23 protein-coding genes are annotated in these 19,999 nt (G+C 70.3%); 9 read left to right on the plus strand and 14 right to left on the minus strand.

The window, feature by feature from the left end:
- The first annotated feature begins 40 nt into the window (after positions 1 to 40).
- Positions 41 to 715, plus strand: coding sequence for a TetR/AcrR family transcriptional regulator (locus ACFSVL_RS35610; RefSeq protein WP_378310720.1), 675 nt, complete (start codon positions 41 to 43; stop codon positions 713 to 715).
- Positions 716 to 925: 210 nt separating this feature from the next.
- Positions 926 to 1,816 (plus strand): C1 family peptidase, encoded by an 891-nt coding sequence (locus tag ACFSVL_RS35615; RefSeq protein WP_378310722.1) that lies wholly within the window; start codon positions 926 to 928, stop codon positions 1,814 to 1,816.
- Positions 1,817 to 1,911: 95 nt separating this feature from the next.
- Here ACFSVL_RS35615 and katG read toward each other — a convergent pair whose 3' ends face one another.
- Both katG and ACFSVL_RS35625 read right to left on the minus strand, forming a co-directional pair.
- Positions 1,912 to 4,143 (minus strand): catalase/peroxidase HPI, encoded by a 2,232-nt coding sequence (katG, locus tag ACFSVL_RS35620; RefSeq protein WP_378310724.1) that lies wholly within the window; start codon positions 4,141 to 4,143, stop codon positions 1,912 to 1,914.
- A 30-nt stretch (positions 4,144 to 4,173) separates the two neighbouring features.
- A complete protein-coding gene (locus ACFSVL_RS35625; protein ID WP_378310726.1) occupies positions 4,174 to 4,605 on the minus strand; it encodes a Fur family transcriptional regulator in 432 nt (143 codons plus the stop codon).
- Positions 4,606 to 4,752: 147 nt separating this feature from the next.
- On the opposite strand from ACFSVL_RS35625, the gene ACFSVL_RS35630 reads away from it, so the two are divergent.
- Positions 4,753 to 5,583, plus strand: coding sequence for an SAM-dependent methyltransferase (locus tag ACFSVL_RS35630; RefSeq protein ID WP_378310728.1), 831 nt, complete (start codon positions 4,753 to 4,755; stop codon positions 5,581 to 5,583).
- A gap of 56 nt (positions 5,584 to 5,639) precedes the next feature.
- On the opposite strand, the gene ACFSVL_RS35635 is transcribed toward ACFSVL_RS35630, so the two are convergent.
- Complete coding sequence (locus tag ACFSVL_RS35635) at positions 5,640 to 6,323, minus strand: TetR/AcrR family transcriptional regulator (protein WP_378310729.1); 684 nt, start codon at positions 6,321 to 6,323, stop codon at positions 5,640 to 5,642.
- A 236-nt stretch (positions 6,324 to 6,559) separates the two neighbouring features.
- On the opposite strand from ACFSVL_RS35635, the gene ACFSVL_RS35640 reads away from it, so the two are divergent.
- The gene (locus tag ACFSVL_RS35640; RefSeq protein WP_378310731.1) at positions 6,560 to 6,796 is read left to right on the plus strand and encodes a hypothetical protein; all 237 of its coding nucleotides are present in this window, start codon (positions 6,560 to 6,562) and stop codon (positions 6,794 to 6,796) included.
- Entirely contained in the window at positions 6,793 to 6,933 is a 141-nt protein-coding gene (locus tag ACFSVL_RS35645; RefSeq protein WP_378310733.1) for a hypothetical protein, read from the plus strand. Before ACFSVL_RS35640 ends, ACFSVL_RS35645 begins: the two co-directional genes overlap by 4 nt.
- Positions 6,934 to 7,782: 849 nt before the next feature.
- Here ACFSVL_RS35645 and ACFSVL_RS35650 read toward each other — a convergent pair.
- Together ACFSVL_RS35650 and ACFSVL_RS35655 are read right to left on the minus strand one after the other, a co-directional pair.
- Positions 7,783 to 8,436 carry a response regulator gene (locus ACFSVL_RS35650; protein WP_378310734.1) on the minus strand — a complete coding sequence of 218 codons (654 nt, stop codon included), beginning with the start codon at positions 8,434 to 8,436 and terminating at the stop codon, positions 7,783 to 7,785.
- Positions 8,424 to 9,671, minus strand: a complete 1,248-nt coding sequence (locus ACFSVL_RS35655) for a sensor histidine kinase (RefSeq protein WP_378310736.1) — start codon at positions 9,669 to 9,671, stop codon at positions 8,424 to 8,426. The genes ACFSVL_RS35650 and ACFSVL_RS35655 overlap by 13 nt, the downstream gene beginning before the upstream one ends.
- Before the next feature lie 139 nt (positions 9,672 to 9,810).
- On the opposite strand from ACFSVL_RS35655, the gene ACFSVL_RS35660 reads away from it, so the two are divergent.
- Together ACFSVL_RS35660 and ACFSVL_RS35665 are read left to right on the plus strand one after the other, a co-directional pair.
- Positions 9,811 to 9,993: a hypothetical protein gene (locus tag ACFSVL_RS35660; RefSeq protein ID WP_378310738.1), complete on the plus strand. Its 183-nt coding sequence runs from the start codon at positions 9,811 to 9,813 to the stop codon at positions 9,991 to 9,993.
- Positions 9,994 to 10,032: 39 nt separating this feature from the next.
- Entirely contained in the window at positions 10,033 to 10,926 is an 894-nt protein-coding gene (locus ACFSVL_RS35665; protein ID WP_378310740.1) for a CPBP family intramembrane glutamic endopeptidase, read from the plus strand.
- On the opposite strand, the gene ACFSVL_RS35670 is transcribed toward ACFSVL_RS35665, so the two are convergent.
- Together ACFSVL_RS35670 and ACFSVL_RS35675 are read right to left on the minus strand one after the other, a co-directional pair.
- Entirely contained in the window at positions 10,920 to 11,714 is a 795-nt protein-coding gene (locus ACFSVL_RS35670; RefSeq protein WP_378310742.1) for an SDR family NAD(P)-dependent oxidoreductase, read from the minus strand. The two genes, ACFSVL_RS35665 and ACFSVL_RS35670, sit on opposite strands and share 7 nt — an antisense overlap.
- Before the next feature lie 16 nt (positions 11,715 to 11,730).
- On the minus strand, positions 11,731 to 12,465 hold the full coding sequence (locus ACFSVL_RS35675; RefSeq protein ID WP_378310744.1) for a LysR family substrate-binding domain-containing protein: 735 nt from the start codon (positions 12,463 to 12,465) through the stop codon (positions 11,731 to 11,733).
- Between the two features lie 44 nt (positions 12,466 to 12,509).
- Here ACFSVL_RS35675 and ACFSVL_RS35680 point away from each other — a divergent pair, with 44 nt between their 5' ends.
- On the plus strand, positions 12,510 to 12,884 hold the full coding sequence (locus ACFSVL_RS35680) for a DUF5997 family protein (RefSeq protein ID WP_378310746.1): 375 nt from the start codon (positions 12,510 to 12,512) through the stop codon (positions 12,882 to 12,884).
- 95 nt (positions 12,885 to 12,979) lie between these two features.
- Here ACFSVL_RS35680 and ACFSVL_RS35685 read toward each other — a convergent pair whose 3' ends face one another.
- Entirely contained in the window at positions 12,980 to 13,549 is a 570-nt protein-coding gene (locus tag ACFSVL_RS35685) for a CGNR zinc finger domain-containing protein (RefSeq protein WP_378310747.1), read from the minus strand.
- Positions 13,550 to 13,632: 83 nt separating this feature from the next.
- On the opposite strand from ACFSVL_RS35685, the gene ACFSVL_RS35690 reads away from it, so the two are divergent.
- A complete protein-coding gene (locus tag ACFSVL_RS35690; protein ID WP_378310748.1) occupies positions 13,633 to 14,799 on the plus strand; it encodes an epoxide hydrolase family protein in 1,167 nt (388 codons plus the stop codon).
- Here the strand turns inward: ACFSVL_RS35690 and ACFSVL_RS35695 are convergent.
- From ACFSVL_RS35695 to ACFSVL_RS35720, 6 genes are all read right to left on the minus strand, one after another.
- Positions 14,794 to 15,402 (minus strand): response regulator, encoded by a 609-nt coding sequence (locus ACFSVL_RS35695; protein WP_378310749.1) that lies wholly within the window; start codon positions 15,400 to 15,402, stop codon positions 14,794 to 14,796. The genes ACFSVL_RS35690 and ACFSVL_RS35695 overlap by 6 nt on opposite strands.
- Positions 15,399 to 16,454: a sensor histidine kinase gene (locus ACFSVL_RS35700; protein WP_378310751.1), complete on the minus strand. Its 1,056-nt coding sequence runs from the start codon at positions 16,452 to 16,454 to the stop codon at positions 15,399 to 15,401. The genes ACFSVL_RS35695 and ACFSVL_RS35700 overlap by 4 nt, the downstream gene beginning before the upstream one ends.
- A 10-nt stretch (positions 16,455 to 16,464) precedes the next feature.
- Positions 16,465 to 16,875, minus strand: coding sequence for a hypothetical protein (locus tag ACFSVL_RS35705; RefSeq protein WP_378310753.1), 411 nt, complete (start codon positions 16,873 to 16,875; stop codon positions 16,465 to 16,467).
- 129 nt (positions 16,876 to 17,004) lie between these two features.
- A complete protein-coding gene (locus ACFSVL_RS35710; protein WP_378310755.1) occupies positions 17,005 to 17,982 on the minus strand; it encodes a hypothetical protein in 978 nt (325 codons plus the stop codon).
- A gap of 466 nt (positions 17,983 to 18,448) precedes the next feature.
- Positions 18,449 to 19,138, minus strand: a complete 690-nt coding sequence (locus tag ACFSVL_RS35715; protein ID WP_378310757.1) for an alpha/beta fold hydrolase — start codon at positions 19,136 to 19,138, stop codon at positions 18,449 to 18,451.
- Positions 19,139 to 19,224: 86 nt separating this feature from the next.
- Positions 19,225 to 19,998, minus strand: coding sequence for an AraC family transcriptional regulator (locus tag ACFSVL_RS35720; RefSeq protein ID WP_378310759.1), 774 nt, complete (start codon positions 19,996 to 19,998; stop codon positions 19,225 to 19,227).
- Position 19,999 lies beyond the last annotated feature (1 nt).

Below are 19,999 nucleotides of genomic sequence, written 5' to 3' on the forward strand. Positions count from 1 at the left end.
GGTCCAGACCTACCCGGCCCCCTGCGCCTACCATGGACCGATGACCGCGAGTGGCCACAACCGCCGGGAGCGGCCCGCCAAGCCCGCGCTCAGCCGCGAAGGCATTGTCGCGGCCGCAGTCGACGTCGTGCGCCGCGAAGGGGCCGAGCGCGTCACCATGCGGCGGCTCGCGAAGGAACTGGACACCGGTCCGGCCTCGCTCTACGTCTATATCCGCGACACCGACGAACTCCACGCCGCCGTGCTCGACGAACTCCTCGGCGAGGTGCCCACCAGCGCCTCCGAGGGCGACTGGCGGAGTCGCTTGTGGACAGTCATGTCCGCCTACCGCGACGTCCTCTACACCCACCCCGGCCTCGCCCGCGTCGCGCTCGTGACCCCGTTGAACGGGCCGAATTACCTCACCGTCGTCGACACCGTGCTCGGCCTGCTCGCCGAAGCCGGGGTGCCGTCCGGGCCCGCCGCCTGGACGGTCGACCTGTTGCTGCTCGTCGCCACCGCCAGCGCGGTCGAGCACAGCACCCGCAACACCCGCCCGGAAGCGGAACGGCAGCACGACGCGCTCGCCGAAATCCTCCGCGGCCTCTCCGCTAAAACGCACCCGAACATCGCCGCTGCGGGGCAAAACCTGTTCTCCGGAAACAAAAACTCCCGTTCCCGCTGGGCGATCGACGTCCTCCTCAACGGCGCGCGCACCACTCCGCTGCCGGACTGAATCAGCGTCCAAAAAGGACCACTACGCCGGAATAGCGGCGATAACGGGCACAATGTCCGCTTGATCGATTCGCTTGAAAAGCACAGTTGACGCGCTCCCTCCTTTCGTAGGTTCCCGGAAAATTTCCGCCCATCTACCTTTGCAGTGTTCCGCTTCACTCCTCCCCGCCCTTTCCGGGTTCTTTTTCTGCGTATCCAAAGGAGCATCAGGATGCAGATCAGAAAAACGTCCGCGCTCGTTTCCCTGCTCGCCGCGGCCGGTCTGGCCGCGACGATGGGCGCGACCCCCGCGTCCGCCGTTCAGCACCACCCGGCCCCGCTGAAGCACGGCCTCGGGCTGAACGTCGCCGGGCTGAAGGCCGCGCAGTCGGGCAAGCGCGCCCACGCGCATTCCGCGCTCCCGGTGCACCCGCGCACCACCGCGGCCGTGCCGTCCAGCGCCGATCTCACCCAGTACGCCAACGAACCCGGCGACCAGGGCCAGGTCGGCTCGTGCGTCACCTGGGCGACCGGCTACACCGGCTACGGGGTGCTGATGAACGAGCAGGGCATCACCGGCGGCCCGATGGCCCCGATGTTCATCTACAGCCAGATCGCCAAGGGAAACGACCAGGGCACCTGGGCGAGCGTCGCGCTGCCGATGGAACAGAAACAGGGCATCGACACCAAATCCGACTACTGGCAGGGCGATTTCGACTACACCACTCAGCCCGACCAGAACGAACGGGCGAATGCGGCGCACTACAAACTGTCCGGCTACACCGAATTGCCGACCAGCGGCGCCGCGGCGAAGTCCGGCATCGAGAACGCCATTTCCCAGGGCGAACCGGTCGCGATCGGCTTCACCGTGCACCAGAGCTTCATGGACCTGAACTCCTCGACCGCGAGCGACTACTCGTACCTGCCCGGCGATTCGGGCAGCGACCCGGTCGTCGGCGGGCACGAGGTGACCGTCGTCGCCTACAACGAGCAGGGCGTGAAGATCGAGAACAGCTGGGGATCCGGCTGGGGCGCAAGCGGTTTCGTCACCGTGCCGTGGTCGTTCTTCAGCACCGGCGACGTCGACGAGGTCAACGCGATGGGCAAGCTCGTCCAGAGCTGACCCCGCGCGGCCTGCCGAAAAGCCGTGAGGGGAACCCTGAGGGAATCAGATTCCCTCAGGGTTCCCCTCACAGGCTTCAAGCGTTCAGGCGGAACTCAGACCAGGTCGTACCGGTCGTTGTCCATCACCTTGTGCCACGCGGCGACGAAGTCGCGGACGAACTTCTCCTTGGCGTCGTCGCTGCCGTAGACCTCGGCGACGGCGCGCAGTTCGGAGTTCGAGCCGAACACCAGGTCGTTGCGGGTGCCGGTCCACTTGACCTCGCCGGTGGCGAGATCGCGGCCCTCGAAGGACTCCGCGTGCGGGCCCTCGCCGTCGGCGGGCTTCCACTCGGTGCCCATGTCGAGCAGGTTGACGAAGAAGTCGTTCGTCAGCGTGCCCGGCCGGTTGGTGAAGACGCCGTGCGCCGAGTTCTGGTAGTTCGCGCCCAGCACGCGCAGTCCGCCGACCAGCACGGTCATCTCCGGCGCGCTCAGGTTGAGCAGATTCGCCTTGTCCACCAGCAGGTACTCCGACGGCAGCGGGTTGGCCTTGCCGCGGTAGTTGCGGAACCCGTCGGCCTTCGGCTCGAGCGGCGCGAACGAGTCCGCGTCGGTCTGCTCCTGCGACGCGTCGGCGCGGCCCGGCGTGAACGGAACGGTGACGTCGACGCCGCCGTCCTTCGCCGCCTTCTCCACGCCCGCCGCGCCGGCCAGCACGATCACGTCGGCGAGCGAGATCTTCTTCCCGCCGCTCTGCGCGCTGTTGAACGCCTCCTGGACACCCTCCAGCGTGCGCAGCACCTGAGCCAGCTCGTCCGGCTCGTTGACCTCCCAGCCGCGCTGCGGCTCGAGGCGGATGCGGGCGCCGTTCGCGCCGCCGCGCTTGTCGCTGTGCCGGTAGGTCGACGCCGACGCCCACGCGGTGGACACCAGCTGCGCGACCGAAAGACCCGACTCGAGGATCTTCGCCTTGAGGTCCGCCACGTCCGCGTCGGAGACCAGCTCGTGGTCGACGGCCGGGATCGGGTCCTGCCAGATCAGCTCTTCCTGCGGCACGAGCGGGCCGAGGTAGCGCTGGATCGGGCCCATGTCGCGGTGGGTGAGCTTGTACCAGGCGCGGGCGAAGGCGTCCGCGAACTGGTCCGGGTTCTCGTAGAACCGGCGCGAAATGGGCTCGTAGACCGGGTCGAAGCGCAGCGCGAGGTCCGAGGTCAGCATGCTCGGCGCGCGGTTCAGCTCACCGCTCTCCGGGTCCGGCACGGTGCCCTGCGCCGCGTTGTTCTTCGGCTTCCACTGGTGCGCGCCCGCCGGGCTCTTGGTCAGCTCCCATTCGTAGGTGAACAGGTTGTGGAAGAACCAGTTGCTCCACTGCGTCGGGGTGGGGGTCCAGGTGACCTCCAGCCCGCTGCCGATCTGGTCGCGGCCCTTGCCGCTGCCGAAGCTGTTCTTCCAGCCGAGGCCCATCTGCTCGATCGGGGCGGCCTCCGGCACCGGGCCGACGTTCGCGTCCGCGTCGCCCGCGCCGTGCGTCTTGCCGAAGGTGTGGCCGCCGGCGATGAGGGCGACGGTCTCCTCGTCGTTCATCGCCATCCGGGCGAACGTCTCGCGGATGTCGCGCGCCGAGGCGATCGGGTCCGGGTTGCCGTTCGGGCCTTCCGGGTTCACGTAGATGAGGCCCATCTGGACCGCGGCGAGCGGGTTGTCCAGCTCGCGGTCGCCCTTGTAGCGCTCGTCGCCGAGCCAGGTGCGCTCCGGGCCCCAGTAGATGTCCTCGTCCGGCTCCCACACGTCGGCGCGGCCGCCGGCGAAGCCGAAGGTCTTGAAGCCCATGGTCTCGAGCGCGCGGTTGCCCGCGAAGACCATCAGGTCCGCCCACGAGATCTTCTTGCCGTACTTCTTCTTGACCGGCCACAGCAGGCGGCGCGCCTTGTCCAGGCCGACGTTGTCCGGCCAGCTGTTCAGCGGCGCGAACCGCTGCTGGCCGCCGCCCGCCCCGCCGCGGCCGTCGTCGATCCGGTAGGTGCCGGCGCTGTGCCAGGCCATCCGGATGAACAGCGGGCCGTAGTTGCCGAAGTCGGCCGGCCAGAACTCCTGGCGCGTGGTCAGCAGCGCGTCGACGTCGCGGGTCAGCGCGTCGAAGTCGAGGCTCTTGAATTCCTCGGAGTAGTCGAAGTTCCCGCCCATCGGGTCCGCCGCGGGGGCGTGCTTCCGGAGGATCTTCAGGTTGAGCTGGTTCGGCCACCAGTCACGGTTCGCGGCGCCCTCGGAGGGGTACCCCATGCGGCCGCCCGTGACCGGGCACCCCGCGTTCGTCTCGCCGGCAGCGGCGTCAGGCGTTTCGGACAACAGAAATCCTTCCGGGAATCATGGTCTTGCTCAGGAACTCAATGCGGCGGAACAGCTGGGACAGCGGCCCCAGTAGACGACCTCGGCCTCTTCGATGACGAAACCGTGCGTCTGCGAGGCGGTCAGGCACGGAGCCTCGCCGACCGCGCAGTCGACGTCCTCGATGGCACCGCACGAACGGCACACGACGTGGTGGTGGTTGTCCCCTACCCGGGCCTCGTACCGCGCGACCGAACCGGGCGGCTGGATGCGCCGCAGCAACCCCGCCTCGGTCAGCGCGCGCAGCACGTCGTAGACGGCCTGGTGGGAAACCTCGCCGAGATCCGCGCGCACCATGCCGATGACGGATTCGGTGTCCGCGTGCGCGTTGGCGTGCACGGCGGAGAGCACGGCCACCCGAGGGCGCGTGATCCGCAACTGCACTCCGCGCAGCAGCTGCTCGAAGTCCGCGGTCGTCGGCATGCCCCGGAGTCTGCCCCATTTTCTGGAATGAATCAAGAATCTGTCACCCACTCCGGTTGTCCTCCTCCTGGCGGTCGCTTGACAGCCCGGAAGGTCTACGGTGAGTAGACCGAAGAGACGTCTGACACATCCGAGGTGACGCCAGAAATGACCGAGGCCGTCGAATCGCCCAGTTCGCATCCGGTCGGGGTCGACATCACGCGAGCGAGCATCGCCCGGGTGTACGACGCCGCGCTGAACGGCACGAACAACTACGAGATCGACCGCAGGGTGCTCGCCCAGGTGGCGACCGTGGCCCCCGAGGTCAACGACCTCGCCTGGGCCAACCGCAACTTCCTCATCCGCGCCTGCCGGTTCCTCGCCACCCAGGGCCAGGTCACGCAGTACCTCGACTGCGGCTCCGGCCTGCCCACCGCGGAGAACACCCACCAGGTCGTGCAGCGGATCATCCCGGAAGCCCGCGTGCTGTACGTGGACAACGACCCGGTGGTGCTCGCGCACGGGCGCGCGCTGCTCGAAGAGAACGAGAACACCAAGTTCATCGACGAGGACATCTTCAAGCCCGAGCACATCCTGCGGAACGAGACCGCGCGCGAGTTCCTCGACTGGACCAAGCCGATCGCGTTGCTGCACAACGGAACCCTGCACCACTACCTCGGCGACGACTACGAGGAGATGATGCGGACCTACGTGGACGCGCTGCCGTCCGGCTCGTTCGTCGTGGTCGCGCACTTCCTCGACCCGCAGACGCCGGAGCACAGCGAGATCGCCCGCCGGATGGAGGACAAGTTCACGCACAGCCCGATGGGCAGCGGCCTCTTCCGCAAGTGGGACGAGATCGCGCGGATGTTCGGCGGCGCCGAACTGGTCGACCCCGGCCTGGTGCTGTGCGAGGACTGGTGGCCGGACGGCCCGCGCTACCAGCCGCTGAACCAGGTCCAGGAGTGCATCGCGGGCGGAGTGGGCCGGAAGGCCTGAGTCCCTGTTTTCGCCGAAGGGCCCCTCGCGGGAGTTCCGCGAGGGGCCCTTCGCCGTCAGTCGAGGGTGCGGAAGTCCAGCGCGGACAACGGCGAATCCGGATTGAGCGCCACGCCGACCGTGCGCAGGGTGTCGTCGAGGATCGACCAGACCCAGCGGGCGAGCAGTTCGCGCAGCTCCTCGCGGCCGATGCCGCGCGGGACGTCGAGCCAGTGCGCGGTGCTCGATTCGACCAGCCCGACCAGCCCGTACGCGATGGTCTCGCCGACCTTCTGGTCCGCGCCGAACAGCCCGAGGTAGTACTCGAACAGCACGGTCAACTGCCGGGCGATCGCGGTCTTCACGTCCGCGACGACATCGCGCGGGCCGGTCACCGACTGCCGCATCAGGTATTGGTAAAGCGCGCGGTGCTCGGAAAGCCATTCGATGTGCGCGCCGATCGTCGCGTGCACCATATCGCGCGGCGTCCCGGAAACTCCCCACAGCGGGGAGAATTGCGCGCCGATCATTTCCGCCGCCCGCAACGCGATAGCGCGCTGCAGATCGGCGGTGTCGGAGAAATGCTTGTAAATGCGCGTGCGGGCGACGCCGGCCTCGTCGGCGATCTGCTCGGTGGACACCTCCGGGCCGTATCGGGCGATCGCGCGCATCCCGGCTTCCACGAATTCCCGGCGCCGGCGTTCCCGCTGCCCTGCCCACCGGGCGGCCCGCCCGTCGGGCGGCGTACCTGAGGACGTCATCCGCGCGAGTGTATCGCCGGGTCACATATCGGATACGGCGCTGTACCTGTTACTTTGGGTATAGAGGGATGACTGTCAGTGTCCGGGATTGCTTCGATGGGACCAGTCGCTTCACGGCGGCGGTTGCTTCGCTGTGACTCAGATCACGGGCAGGGAGTGCGTCATCGGCACGCGGGGAGCGAGTCGCGTCGGTGAAGCGAGCGCCGCCCGCACGGGCGGCGTGCAGGGAGGAACACATGGACGGCGAACAGCACCGGCCGGAACTGTCCACCGGCCACCGGGTCACCTACGTGGTCGGCCAGCGCACCGGCAGGCGGCAGCTGTGCCGGCGCGGGGTGGTCACCGGATCCCCGGTCACCGACGACGCCACCGCGGTCACCTGGGTCCCGGTCCAGGTCGACGGCCAGGCGAGAGACGCGGACCCGCAGTGGGTCGCGGCCGACGCGATCATCGACGTGGTGAGCGCGTCATGAGCGCCGAACAGGCCGTGGCCACCCCGATTTTCGACGGCGTGGTCGCCGAGGCCGGGGTCGACTGGTCCGAAGAGGACATTCCGGCGGGCGGCAAGGCCGGGACGGACGACGGCAAGAAGGCCGGGCCGGGGAAGTAGCCGCCTCGCGCGGGCCGGGCAGCCGGGCAGCGACGGGGTTCAGCGGGCAACGGCCCGGGCACGCAGCCGTCTCGCGCGGGCCGAGGAGCCGGGCAGCGACGGGCTGTTCGGCGGGCAGCCGTCCGGGCACGGCGCAGCAGCGGGCTCTTCGGCGGCCAGCCACGGCACCCTTCCCCCGGCCGCAGCACCAATGCCAGGGACTTAAGCCGCGTGGCCGCACGCGGCTGGACCATCCGCAAAGGACGCCAGAACCCCCGAGTTGCCCGTTTTATGCCCGCATGACGATATCCGGAGGTCTGTGAGGGGAACCCCGAGGGAATCAGAGTCCGTCAGGGTTCCCCTCACGGACGACCACACCCCGCGCCAGCCGGACCCGGCAAGGGCGGCGCCGGCCCTGGCCAGCCCCTTCGACCTGGGCAAGGCGAGCCTTCAACGGCACCCGCAGCGCCCGCCTTCAGTCACTGGCACTGGGCCGCAGCACGGCGATGGCGCCCCCGGGGTGCGGGACTCGCACTCCGCACGGCTGCGGTGCCTCGGGCGCGGGATTCGCACTCCGCCCGCTGACGCCCGCACCGGTTCGCCCCGGTGCGGTTTTCGCGCGCCCGCGGCCGGGCTAGACCAGTTGGGTATCGCCGGTTTACTGCACTCGTCCGGGTGAACCGCATGCCGCCGAATCCCGGCTCAGCGCACTCGCCGCACCTCATTCCGGCGGAGATTCCGGCCGACCCGGAGCCCAATCGACCGGTGCCACTTCCCCCTGCCTTGATCACCACGCGCCACCCGTCGGCAATTATCAACCGGTCAGCCAAGAACCGCGTAAACGATCAACCAGAGCCCTCGATAACCCGATCACCGCCGAGCTTCCTCCAAATACCGCAACACCGCAGTAACCCGCCGATCCGCACTATCGTCCGGAGCCAAATCCAGTTTCGCGAAAATGCTGCGAATATGCTTATGCACCGCGCCGTCCGTCACCACCAGCCGTTCCGCGATCGCGCCGTTCCCCAATCCCTCGGCCATTAACGCCAGCACATCCCGTTCCCGGGGACTGAGCCGTTCCAGGCCGGAATCCGCGCGCGTCCGGGTCAGCAGCTGTGCCACTACCTCCGGATCGATCGCGGTCCCGCCACCGGCCACGCGGTTCAGCGCTTCCATGAACTCCGTAACCCGCCCGACGCGTTCCTTCAGCAGGTACCCGAGCCGCGCGCTGCCGCTGCCCAGCAGGTCCGTCGCGAACGCCTGCTCGACATACGCCGACAGCACCAGCACCGCCAGCCCAGGGCGACGGCGGCGGGCTTCGACGGCCGCGACGATGCCCTCGTCGGTGTGCGTCGGCGGCATCCGGACGTCCACGACCGCCGTGTCCGGTTCGTGTTCGTCCACCGCGGCGAGGAAATCGGCCGGGTTGTCGGTCGTCGCGACGACGTCCAGGCCTTCCGCGCGCAACAGCAGCGCGAGTCCTTCGCGCAGCAACGAGTCGTCCTCGGCGATCACAATCCGCATGGCAGGCTCACAGTCAGCATCGTCGGTCCGCCGGCGGGGCTCGCCAGCGCGAAAGTTCCGTCCAGCGCCTCGATCCGGCGGCGCATCCCGCCCAGCCCCGAGCCGCCGGTTTCCGCCGCGCCGCCGCGGCCGTCGTCAGTGATCCGGAGATGAAGCACGTCATCGCGCCGGCGCAGGACCACCTCGACGCTTCGGGCACCGCTGTGCTTGGCGACGTTCGTAAGCGCCTCCGCGACCACGAAATACACCGACGCCTCCACCGAAACGGCATACCGGCCAGGCAGATCCGCGTCGATGGTGCACGGCACCGGGCAGTCCGCGGCGAGCGCGGTCAACGCGTCGGCGAGGCTCCGGTCGGCCAGCACCGGCGGCAGGATGCTGCGCACCACCGCGCGCAGTTCGCCGAGCGCCGCCTCGGTGGCGTCCTGTGCGCGGCCGAGGATTTCGTCGACGTCCGCCGAACCCCGCGCGGCTGCCCGGCGGGCCGCGCCGACCAGGACGTTCACCGCGACCAGCCGGTTTTGCGTGCCGTCGTGCAGGGCGCGCTCGATGCGGCGCAGTTCGGCGGAATGCGCGTCGAGCGCGGCGGCCCGGGTGGCGGTCAGGTGGGCGATGCGCAGCGTGACGTCGGCGTCCGAGCCCGCGGGCAGCAGCCGACGGCCGGGCAGTGCCTGCAGCCGCGCCATCGCGGGCAGCAGCGCGACCGAAAGGAACGCCCACGCGACGCCGAGCAGCGAAACCGGGAGCGCTGCCGCGAAACTGTGCACCGGCCAGCCGAGTGACGCCGATGCCTCTTCGTCCGGCAGCAGGTACCAGTAGAGCGGGAAAAGCCCGTCCCGCGCGGTGTTGAGCACGATCGTCAGCCCGACGAAGCCGAGCAGGAAACCAGCCAGGCCGTGGACCGCGATCCACAGCAGTTCGCGTTGCACCGTCCGGTCGCGCAGGGCCGCGCCGAGCCGTTCGGGACCGGGGCCGGGGCTGATGACGTCCGGTTTTATCGCAGTGAGCCGGATCCGTTCCCGGTCGGCGACCGCGTGCGCGACGCGCAGCATCGGGCGCGCCAGCGGCAGCCCGGCCCCGATGAGGCACAGCAGCGCGACCGCGGCCACGCCGACCAGCACCAGCAACGCCAGCACCGAGGTGCCGATCCCGCCGACTAGGTGTTCCAGCGCGTCGAGGGCAGTCCGGACCCGCGCGGTCCACGGACGCGGACGGGGTTCGCCTGCGGTTGCCATCGCACCTCCTCCAACGCCGGACCCTAGCCGAGAAATCCGCCCCGGCACCGCCGCGGAGCGCGAAAGTACAGCCTGCTGTACCTCGATTCTCCCGCGCGCGGGATCGTCGCGGCGAGGCCCGGTTCGTAGCGTTCCCGGCATGACGAAACCACCTGCCCGAAAGGGCGCCCGGCCGTTGCTGTGGGGCGTGCTGGTGCTGAGCGCCGCGGCCAACGCGGTCACTTCGGCTCTCGGCGTCAACCTCGTGCTGAGCACCGTGTTCGGGGTCGTCACGCTCGCCGCCGGCATCGCGCTCGTCGCGAACTACCGCAGCCGCCGCTGAGCCCGACCGTCCACAACGGACCCAGAAGGACGATTGCCCATGACTGCCTTACTCCCGCTGCGCGCGTTCGTCGCACGCCGCCCGATCGCGACCTTCTTCACCCTGGCCATCGCGCTGAGCTGGCTCGCGTGGATCCCTTACGTGCTCTCGGACAACGGCCTCGGCGTCGTCCACTTCGGATTCCCGCCGGTACTCGGCACGACGCAGATCCTCGGCATGCTCCCCGGCGCTTACCTCGGCCCGATCTTCTCGGCGTTCCTGGTCACCGCACTCGCCGAAGGCCGCCCTGGGCTGCGCGCGTGGGTGGGCCGGTTGCTGCGCTGGCGGGTGAATTGGCGATGGTACGCGCTCGCGCTGTTCGCCGTACCGGTCGTGCTGACGCTGGCCAGCCTGCCGTTCGCCGGTGCGTTCCGGGTTCCGGCCGCGTCGCTGATCCTGGTGTGGGCCTTGGGTTTCGTGCTGCAGATAGTCACCACCGGACTCGCCGAGGAGCCGGGCTGGCGTGATTTCGCGCTGCCGCATTTGCAGCCGAAGTACGGCCCGTTGCGCGGGACGCTGATCCTCGGCCCGCTGTGGGGCGTCTGGCATTTGCCGTTGTTCTTCACCGAGTGGGGACACTGGCCGGACGTGACGGTCTGGTCGGTGCTGGAGTTCGTCGCGACCGCCATCGCGATCAGCTTCGTGATGACGTGGGTGTTCAACCGCAGCGGCGAAAGCCTGCCGATCGCACTGCTGCTGCACGCCGGGATCAACAACTACCTCTCCGTCGCGTGGGGCGAACTGTTCCCCAGCGCGGACCCGAAAGTCGCCGAACACCTGCTGTTCGCCGCCTTCGCCGCCGCCGCGCTGCTCGTGGTCGCCGCGACCAGGGGCCGGCTCGGCTATCCCCGCCCGGCGACGGAATCCCCGGGCGCGATCCAGCGCGTTCAGTAGTAGATCTGACCGGGGACGCCACCGCCGACCGCGACGGCGTCCCCGTTGATCGCGACGCTGCGCGCAGACGCCAGGAACGCCACCACGTCCGCCACCTCGGCAGCAGTCACCAACCGTCCGATACTCACCCCCGCGGCCAGGCCGCTTTCCAGCTCCGCCACCGAAACCCCACGCGCCCGCGCGATCTCGGCGAACTTCTCCGGCGTCCGCTCAGTGACCGTGTAACCCGGATGCACGACCGTGACGGTGATCCCCTGCGGGCCCAGTTCGTCGGCCAGGTTCTTGGTCATCGCCGCGACCGCGACGTTGCGGATCGAGCCGAACGTCGAACCCGCCAGCCGCGCGTTGAGCCCGCTGACGTTCACGATCCGGCCCCAGCCGCGCTCTCGCATCCCCGGCGCGAGCGCGCGGGCGCAGCGCAGGTAGCCGAGCACCTTGGTCTCGATCTCGGTGCGCAGGTCCTCGTCACGCAGGTCGTCGAGCGGCGTCCGGACCCCGGTGGACGCCGGGGCCGCGCAGTTGACCAGGACGTCCGCCGCGCCGAATTCCGTCCGCACCCGCTCGGCCATCGCCGCTACCGCAGCGTCGTCAGTGGTGTCCGTGGGTATCGCGACGACCTTCGTGCCGCGCCTGCCGACGCTTTCCACTGCTGCCGCAAGGGCTTCGACGTCCCGGGCGACGAGCGCGAGATCCGCGCCCTCCGCCGCGAGCACGTCGGCGACCGCCAGCCCGATGCCCCGGCTGGCCCCCGTGACGACCGCGCACTTGCCCTTCAGACCGAGATCCACGGCTTCTCCCTGAGCGTCAACGACGACGGCGGGGCTTGCCGCGCCCGCCAGGCTTGGGCGCGTTCCGGCGCCGGGCCGGCTCGCGCTGTGGCGGTTTTTTCTTCGCCGGGGCCGCTTTCCCGGTCTTCGCCTGCGTTTCCTGCTGGCCGCGAGTGCTGTTCACGGTGCGGCCGCGGACGATGCCGATGAACTGCTCCACCAGATCGCTGGTCTCGCCCTCCGGCCAGGACAACGCGACCCGCGACTGCGGCGCGTCCTCGACCGGCCGGTAGGTGAGGTCGCGGCGATGGTGCAGCCGGGCCAGCGACTGCGGCACCAGCAGCACGCCGACGCCCGCCGCCACCAGCTCGATCGCGTCGCCGGTCGTTTCCGGGCGCTCCAGCGCGGGGCGGCCGGGCAGCTCGTCCCAGCCGAGCGGATCGTCGAGCGGATGCAGCACGAGATCGTCCGACAGGTCCGTTATGGACACCTCGTCGGCCGCCGCGATCAGATGGTCCTTCGGGACGACTACCACGGTGGTCTCGGTGTAGAGCGGGATCGCGTGCAGGCCTTCGCGGTCTTCGGACAGCCGCAGCAGCGCCGCGTCCGCACCGCCCTCGCGGACCAGCGCGGCGGCCTCGGCCGCGGTGACCGCGACCAGGTCAAGCGGCACTTCGGGATTGCGTTCGCCCCAGATCCGGACCCACTTCGCGGGGGTCGCACCCGGGACGTAGGCGAGCCGGAACGCCGGGGGCTGCTCGGCTCCTGTCACGTGGCAAGGCTACCGGCGCGGACGTGCCGGTTACGCTGGTGGGCATGACGGCGCAGAAGACCCCCCAGACCATGAAGCCGGCGACGGCGGCGAAGAAGCTGGGTGTCTACCTCGAAGCCACCCCCGCCGAGTTCCGCGCGGGCGCCGTCTCGCGCGACGAGCTGAACGCCCTGCAGACCGACCCGCCCGAATGGCTGCGCGACCTGCGCCGCAACGGCCCGCACCCGCGTCCGGTGGTCGCGGCGAAGCTCGGCGTGTCCATCGGCGGCCTCGCCCGCGGCGGCGTCACCGAGGCGTTGACGACGGAGCAGATCGAGGCGCTGAAGACCGACAACCCGGCCTGGCTGCAGCGCGAACGCGACACCCAGGCCGAGGTCCGCCGCGAAGCCGCCCGGCTGCAGGCGGAAAAGACCGACTGACCGTCCACTGCGGACCACCGACGTCCGTGAAGGGAACCCTGAGGGACTCTGATTCCCTCAGGGTTCCCCTCACGGACATCTCCATCGCGCACCCGCTACTGAGCTAGCTTTTTGCGCTGATTGGCGTTGAAGCGCGCCTTCTTCTGGCGATTCCCGCACGTGTTCATGTCGCACCACCTGCGGGTGCGGCTCTGGCTGGTGTCGAAGAACGCGGCCTGACAGGTCGGCGACGCGCACAGGGCCATTCTTCCGTCTCGCTCGCCCGAGACGATGCTGACCGCGTCGGCGGCGATCACGCTGAGCGCGTCCTCCACACTGGCCGCCGGGCTGAGCTGCCATTGCCGCTTGCCCTCGGCCGTCAGCACTGCGGCAGCCCGGCCCTCGACGCTGCGGTCATTGATGATCTTGACCGCCGACGCGGGCAGCGCGTTCTGGGTGGCGGTCGCGGTCGCGGCGGCGTGGATCGCCTCCCGCAGTTCCCGCGCGAGGTCGAGCTGGGCAGGGGTGCAGGAGTCCACGGCGAGACCGCTCACTGCCAGCCAGTCGATAAGGCGCTGCGGCGTGGGGATGCGCTCCACCGGGTCGCCGCGGCGCTCGGTCAACGTCGCGGTGAAGCTCGTCGCCAGCACGCTACCGAGGCGGAAGTCAGGGAACCCAGCAGGCATGGAACCAGCTTAGCCGGTTGCGAGCCGTCCGGCCGCCGTGCTAGAACCGTCTTAGCCGGTTCCACGATGGCCGAGGAGGTCTCATGTCCCGTCCGACCAGCGACATCACCGCGTTCGAAGCCCGCGAACCCGAAGCCGAACTCGACGAACTGCGTGCGCGACTGGGCGCGGCGCGGCTGCCGGAGGCCGAGACGGTCCGCGGTGCCCGCCGATGGGACCAGGGCGTTCCGCTCGCCGACCTAGCCGAGGTCGTCGACTACTGGCGCACCGGATACGACTGGCGAGCGTTCGAAAAGCGCCTCAACGAGATCGGCCAGTTCCGCACCACCATCGACGGTCTGGGCATCCATTTCCTGCACCGCCGCTCCGCGCGGGCGGACGCCACTCCGCTGCTCGTGACGCACGGCTGGCCGGGCAGCATCGCCGAATTCGTCGATGTCGTCGACGAACTGGCGGATCCGCGAGACGCGAACGCACCGGCGTTCCACGTCGTGATTCCGTCGCTTCCCGGCTTCGGTTACAGCGACAAACCGGCCAGCACCGGATGGGGAACCGAAAAGATCGCCGCCGCCTGGGTGACCTTGATGGGAAAGCTCGGGTACTCCGAATTCGCCGCGCACGGCGGCGACTGGGGCGGCAATATCACCACGGTTCTCGGCGGCCGGTTCCCGGAGCACGTTCTCGGCATTCACACCACGTTCGCCCAGGGAATTCCCGGGCAGACCACGGACGGGCTGACGGCGATCGAGCGCGAATGGGCCGAGGAAACTCACCATTTCTGGCGGCACCGCGCGGCGTACGCGAAACAGCAGGCGACCCGGCCGCAGACCATCGGCTACGCGCTCGTCGACTCGCCGACCGGGCTGCTCGCCTGGATCCTGGACAAATTCGCCGAATGGTCCGACACCGAGGACAGCCCGTTCGAAACGATTTCCCGCGACCGGATCCTGGACAACGTCACCCTGTACTGGCTGACCCGGACCGGCGCCTCCGCGGCCCGCATTTACTACGAAAGCCACAACTCGCTCGACCCCGAACTCCGGGTCGACGTCCCGGCGGCGATCACCACTTATCCCCGCGACATCGAGAAGTATCCGCGTGCCTGGTCGCAGGAGCGCTACCGGCAGATCGTCCGGTGGAATTCGCCGGAGTCCGGCGGGCATTTCCCGTCGCTGGAGATGCCCGGGTATTTCGTCAAGGACCTGCGGGAAGGTCTCGCGGCGGTGCTGGCCGCGCGCGGCCGCTCATAGCCATCCCCTGTCGTCGGCGATCCGCAGTGCCGCCATGCGGTTCCGCGCCCCGGTCTTGGCGATCGCCCCGGACAGGTAGTTCCGGACCGTCCCCTCCGACAAGTACAAACTCCCGGCGATCTCCGCCACCGACGCCCCGGAGCGGGCCGCGATCAGCACGTCCCGCTCCCGGGCGGTCAACGGCGATTCCCCCGCCGCGAGCGTCGCCACCGCCAGCGCCGGATCCACCACCCGCTCGCCCCGCATCACCCGGCGGATCGCGTCCGCCAGCGCTTCGGCGGGCGCGTCCTTCACCACGAACCCGACCGCTCCCGCCTCCATCGCCCGCCGGAGATATCCCGCGCGGCCGAACGTCGTCAGCACCACCACCCGGCAGCCCGGCACCTGCTCGGCCAGCACCGCGGCCGCCGCGAGCCCGTCCAGCCCGGGCATCTCGATGTCCAGCAACGCGACATCGGGCTCGTGCTCCCGGGCCGCGGCCACCACCTCGTCGCCGCGGCCGACCTGGGCGACCACCGCGAAGTCGTCCTCCAGGTCGAGCAAGGTGCTCAACGCCTGCCGGACCAGCGCCTGGTCGTCGGCCAGCAACAACCGGATCGTCACGGCACCCTCACCCGCAACCGCCATCCCCTCGGCCGCACCGGGCCGGATTCCATCTGTCCCCCGGCTGCCGCCACCCGATCCCGCAATCCCGACAACCCGTTCCCGTCCGCCGCCGCGGCGCCGATGCCGTCGTCGCGGACTTCCACCGCGTCCGCCGAAACCGTCACCACGCACGAGGTCGCCCGCGAATGCCGGACCACATTCGTCAGCCCCTCCCGGACGACCCAGCCGAACAGTTCCTGCTGCGGCCCGTCCGCGGCGGTCGGCAGATCGGCGCTGATTCCCGCCGCCCGCAACAGTTCCCGGCCGCGCGCGAGTTCGCCGGCGAGCGTCACGTCCCGGTACCCGGACACCGCGGCCCGGACGTCCGCGAGCGCCTGCCGGGACAGCTGCTCGACCTCGCCAATCTCGTCGGCCGCCCGCTCGTCCCCCTTGGCCGCGAGCCGCCGGGCGAGATTGCTTTTCACCGTGATCGCGGTAAGCGAATGTCCCAGCAGATCGTGCAAATCCCGCGAGATCCGCGAACGCTCGGCGTCCGCGGCCAGCCGCTGCACCTCCGCGCGCGCCTGCACCAGTGCCCGGTTCGCCCGCAGCGCCTCCGCGAACGCGACGACCACCAGCACAGTGAACACCAGCGCGGCCGCCTGCGCCCACCCCGGGCCGGTGTCCCAGACCGCCCACGGCACCAGCACCGTCGCCGCCGCGGCGACCGGCACGATCAGCATTCCCTTGCGCGGCAACCGGGGAACGGCGAGCGAAACCACCACGGCGAGCAGGTAAAACGCGTTCTCGTGGGCGATCGGCAGCACGACGGCGAACAGCACCGTCAACGCACCGGTCAGGGTCCAGAAGAGCCCGCTCCGGAGCTCGTAAGCAGCGACGGCCGCCCCGATGTAGCACGCGCAGAACGCCAGCAGCGCCACCACCGCGGTCGGCCGATCCGCGGTCTGGGCCAGGACGATCAGCGGGTACACCAGGAGGCCGGCGTCCAGCACGAGCCGGCGCCAGCCCAATACCCAGCGCCGCGCGTCGGAATCGGGGCCGCGGTCCACGTCGGGCACGCTACCCGGCGAACAGCGAGCGCACGCGCCGTCCGTTGGCCAGTACGACCACCGCCAGCAGCAGCACCCCGCAGACGCCCTGCTCAAGCCGGACCCACAGCGGCAGGAAGCCCGGGATCGACACGATGACGACAATCGCGACCGTCATCACCGCCGACACGATCCGGAGCCGCAACAGCCCTCGTTTCGACCCGTTCGCCGCGCTCCGCGCGAAGAGAAAGGTGAGCAACGCACTGGCCGCCACGATCGTGGCGCGGACCCAGACGACGTCGGTGACCATCGCCGGGTCGGCGCGGAGAAGGAAGATCGCGCCGAGGGTGAGCACGCTCAGCGCCAGATAGGCCCCGGTGAGGACGCGGACCACCCGGAGCGCCGGGTCGGCAACGGAAACCGTTGCGGGACGGGAGTTCATGACTGTCCTTTCCGGACCTTTCCGGCCCGGTGGACCCGGCGCCGCTTGCCCGCCTCATGGTGAGCGGACGGGCAAGCGGGCCGTAGTGTCACCGCGCACCGATGCGCGGTGACATTTGTCAGAACCCGGTCATCCGCGGGCGGCGGTGAGCTTCGGCCCGATGGCCGCGCCGACGACCACGAGCACCCCGCCGGCCAGCAGCAGATACGCGCCGAGGCTGATCCTCGACAGGTCCTCGGAGAAGATCGTGACGATGCCGGCGATGTGGATGATCAGCATCACGGTCGCCCGTCCCGCGAAGACGGTGCGGTACCACCCGAGGCTCTGCGGCGTCAGTTCGCGGCTGCGGATCCCGCTCAGCCAGTAGGCGGATTTCTTGGTGCGCAGGGCGCCAAGCACCCACGGGAGGCTGGACAGCAGCGTCGCGGCGATCACGATGAAGGCGAGGAAGCGCACGTACATCGAGGCGAAGCCGTCGGAGCCGGACGGGAGGTTGCTGAAGATGTCGAAGAAGGTGAGCGACGCCGATTGCGAGCCCTTGGTGAAGGTGATCCAGGGGATGAAGAGGGCGACGATCTCGAGGATGCCGCCGAGGGCCGCCGGGATGGCGCCGAGGCCCGGGGTGGTGAGAGGCCGGTTGGCTTGCGGGTAGCCCTGGGGTGCGGGGTAGCCGGGGCCGGGCTGCTGCTGGGGCGGGTAGCCGGGCTGTTGTGCTGGATAACCCTGCTGAGCGGGGTAGGCGGGTTGGCCGGGGTACGGCTGGCCTGCCTGACCCGGCTGCTGGCCTGGCTGCGGCTGACCTGGCTGACCGGCTTGCGGCTGGCCCGGGTACTGACCGGCTTGCGGGCCCGGCTGCCCCGGGTACTGGCCGGGCTGCGGCTGGCCCGGCTGCCCGGGCTGGCCCGGGTAGTAGCCCGGCGCGGGCTGGGCGGGCTGGCCGTACTGCGGAGACTGCCCAGGCTGCTGCGGCGAGCCGGGCTGCCCCGGCTGTGCGGCGGGCTGCTGCGGATACCCGGCGCCCGGCGGGGGCGCCTGCCATCCCGGCGGGACCGCACCCGGCTCCTGCGGCGTGCCCGGCTGCTCTTGTGGACCCCCTGAGGTACTCATGGCCGCCGATGGTAACTGCCGCACCGGCGCGGCGAACGGCGAAAGCCTGGCTCGGCCATGAGAAGTCCGCACACCGGGACGGCCGGGGTCCGCAGCCGCCGCACAGCGGGGCCGATGACCTGGCCAAACCTGCCGATCTCGGGGGCGGATCGCCGCAGTCGGCTCGCCCCGGCCGAGCCGGAACCGGGCCGCCACACGAGCCGCAGGCCGCTCGTCCCGGACCTCGCGACCCAGCCGGGCCACCACGCCAGCCACGGTCGGCCAACCCCCGGCCGCGCGACGCAGCCGGGCCGAGCCGGTCCCGGATCGCGCCGCCAGGTCAGCCGCGGTCGGCCTGCCCCAGCCGCGCGATCCAGCCTCGCGGGAGAGAGCCGACCCCGGAGCCAACCGCACCTCCGGCTATCTCTCTCGAGCCCGGCCGCGCCGCCCAACCACCGCGGCGCGGACCGGACTCACTCAGCCAAGCTCACTTGGCCGCGCGCAGGATCAGCTCCGCGACCGCGTCCGGCCGCGAAACCAGCACCGCGTGCGAAGCGTCCGCCACCTCGACCACCTCCGCCTCCGCGCGTTCCGCCATGAACCGCTGCGCCTCGGCCGGGATGTTCTTGTCCGCGGTCGGGATCAGGCTGTACACCGGCAGGTCCTTCCACGCCGGCGCCGGCGACGCCTCGTCCAGGGCCGCCGCGGCGATCGGGCGCTGGCCGGCGGCCATCAGGCGGGCCTGTGCGTCCGGGACGTCCGCCGCGAACTGCTGGTGGAACAGGTCCTGCCGGACGTACAGGTCGACGCCGTTCGCCAGCGGCACCTGCTCCAGGGTCTCCCCCAGCGTCCCGCCCGGGAACTTCCCGGCCAGCTCACCGGCGCTTTCGCCCTCGTCCGGGAGGAAGCCGGCGATATAGACCAGCGCCCGCACCCCGGGGTGCCCGGCCGCGGCGGCCGAGATCACCGAGCCGCCATAAGAATGGCCGACCAGGACGATCGGGCCTTCGACACTGTCCAGCAGGGAACGCACGTACGCGGCGTCTTCGGCGACTCCGCGCAGCGGGTTCGCCGCCGCGATCACCCGGTGCCCGGCGGCTTGCAACCGCTCGATCTCCCCGTTCCAGCTGGACGAGTCAGCGAACGCGCCGTGCACCAGAACGACAGTGGCAGTCATGGGGTCCTCCTCAAGGGAAAGTTCCGAACGGGACCCACTGTACAACTCAGTTGTGCGCAATCAAGTTGTACTCAATGAGATGTGGGTCACTCGGCGGCCGGGTCGCGGTAGGACCGGGGCGGGGCGCCGAGGAGGCGGCTGAACATCGTGGTGAAGGCGGCCGGGCTTTCGTAGCCGAGGGTCACCGCGACCTCGGCTACCGGAAGGTCCGCGGCGAGCAGCGGGAGCGCGCGCAGCACACAGGCCCGCTCCCGCCAGCGGGCGAAGCTCAGGCCCGTTTCGGCGCGGAACAGCCGGTGCAGCGTCCGTTCGCTGACGTGCAGCTCCGCCGCCCAGCGCGACGGCGGGTCGTGCACGTCCGGAGCGTCCGAAAAGGACTGGCACAGGGCGCGCAGGCCTTCGTGGCGCGGCCACGGGAGTTCCAGCGGGAGCGGGACGCAGCGGGAAAGCTCGTGCAGCAGAAGGGAAATCAGCGTGGCGTCGCGGCCGCGGCGCGGGTATTCCGGGGCTACGTCCACGGCTTCCCGCAGCAATTCCCGCAGCAGCGGCGAGACGTCGACAGTCTGGCAGCGGCGCGGGAACCACGGCACCGCCGACGGTTCGAGGTAGAGGCTGCGCGTGGTCACGTTCATCATCACGACGCTGTGGTCGGTCTCCGGCGGGATCAGCACCGCGCGCCGGGTCGGGACGGTCCACGTGCCGTCGGCCGTTCCGACCCGCATCGCACCGGTGGCGCCGTAGAGGAACTGCGCGCGGCGGTGGCGGTGCGGCGGCAGGAAATGGTCCGGCGGGTAGTCGGTGCTGATCGCGAGCACGGCGCGCGGGAGGGCGTCGACCTCGTCCAGCGGAACGTTGCGCATG

Origin of the sequence: Amycolatopsis silviterrae (assembly GCF_042684085.1) — a bacterium.
Lineage (GTDB): Bacteria > Actinomycetota > Actinomycetes > Mycobacteriales > Pseudonocardiaceae > Amycolatopsis > Amycolatopsis silviterrae.

Bases quoted from the DNA above. Each gene is read 5' to 3' on its own strand.
- ACFSVL_RS35610 (WP_378310720.1), top strand. From the start codon at position 41: ATGACCGCGAGTGGCCACAACCGCCGGGAGCGGCCCGCCAAGCCCGCG.
- ACFSVL_RS35615 (WP_378310722.1), top strand. From the start codon at position 926: ATGCAGATCAGAAAAACGTCCGCGCTCGTTTCCCTGCTCGCCGCGGCC.
- ACFSVL_RS35625 (WP_378310726.1), bottom strand. From the start codon at position 4,605: ATGCCGACGACCGCGGACTTCGAGCAGCTGCTGCGCGGAGTGCAGTTG.
- ACFSVL_RS35630 (WP_378310728.1), top strand. From the start codon at position 4,753: ATGACCGAGGCCGTCGAATCGCCCAGTTCGCATCCGGTCGGGGTCGAC.
- ACFSVL_RS35635 (WP_378310729.1), bottom strand. From the start codon at position 6,323: ATGACGTCCTCAGGTACGCCGCCCGACGGGCGGGCCGCCCGGTGGGCA.
- ACFSVL_RS35640 (WP_378310731.1), top strand. From the start codon at position 6,560: ATGGACGGCGAACAGCACCGGCCGGAACTGTCCACCGGCCACCGGGTC.
- ACFSVL_RS35645 (WP_378310733.1), top strand. From the start codon at position 6,793: ATGAGCGCCGAACAGGCCGTGGCCACCCCGATTTTCGACGGCGTGGTC.
- ACFSVL_RS35650 (WP_378310734.1), bottom strand. From the start codon at position 8,436: ATGCGGATTGTGATCGCCGAGGACGACTCGTTGCTGCGCGAAGGACTC.
- ACFSVL_RS35655 (WP_378310736.1), bottom strand. From the start codon at position 9,671: ATGGCAACCGCAGGCGAACCCCGTCCGCGTCCGTGGACCGCGCGGGTC.
- ACFSVL_RS35660 (WP_378310738.1), top strand. From the start codon at position 9,811: ATGACGAAACCACCTGCCCGAAAGGGCGCCCGGCCGTTGCTGTGGGGC.
- ACFSVL_RS35665 (WP_378310740.1), top strand. From the start codon at position 10,033: ATGACTGCCTTACTCCCGCTGCGCGCGTTCGTCGCACGCCGCCCGATC.
- ACFSVL_RS35680 (WP_378310746.1), top strand. From the start codon at position 12,510: ATGACGGCGCAGAAGACCCCCCAGACCATGAAGCCGGCGACGGCGGCG.
- ACFSVL_RS35685 (WP_378310747.1), bottom strand. From the start codon at position 13,549: ATGCCTGCTGGGTTCCCTGACTTCCGCCTCGGTAGCGTGCTGGCGACG.
- ACFSVL_RS35690 (WP_378310748.1), top strand. From the start codon at position 13,633: ATGTCCCGTCCGACCAGCGACATCACCGCGTTCGAAGCCCGCGAACCC.
- ACFSVL_RS35705 (WP_378310753.1), bottom strand. From the start codon at position 16,875: ATGAACTCCCGTCCCGCAACGGTTTCCGTTGCCGACCCGGCGCTCCGG.
- ACFSVL_RS35710 (WP_378310755.1), bottom strand. From the start codon at position 17,982: ATGAGTACCTCAGGGGGTCCACAAGAGCAGCCGGGCACGCCGCAGGAG.
- ACFSVL_RS35715 (WP_378310757.1), bottom strand. From the start codon at position 19,138: ATGACTGCCACTGTCGTTCTGGTGCACGGCGCGTTCGCTGACTCGTCC.
- ACFSVL_RS35720 (WP_378310759.1), bottom strand. From the start codon at position 19,998: ATGCGCAACGTTCCGCTGGACGAGGTCGACGCCCTCCCGCGCGCCGTG.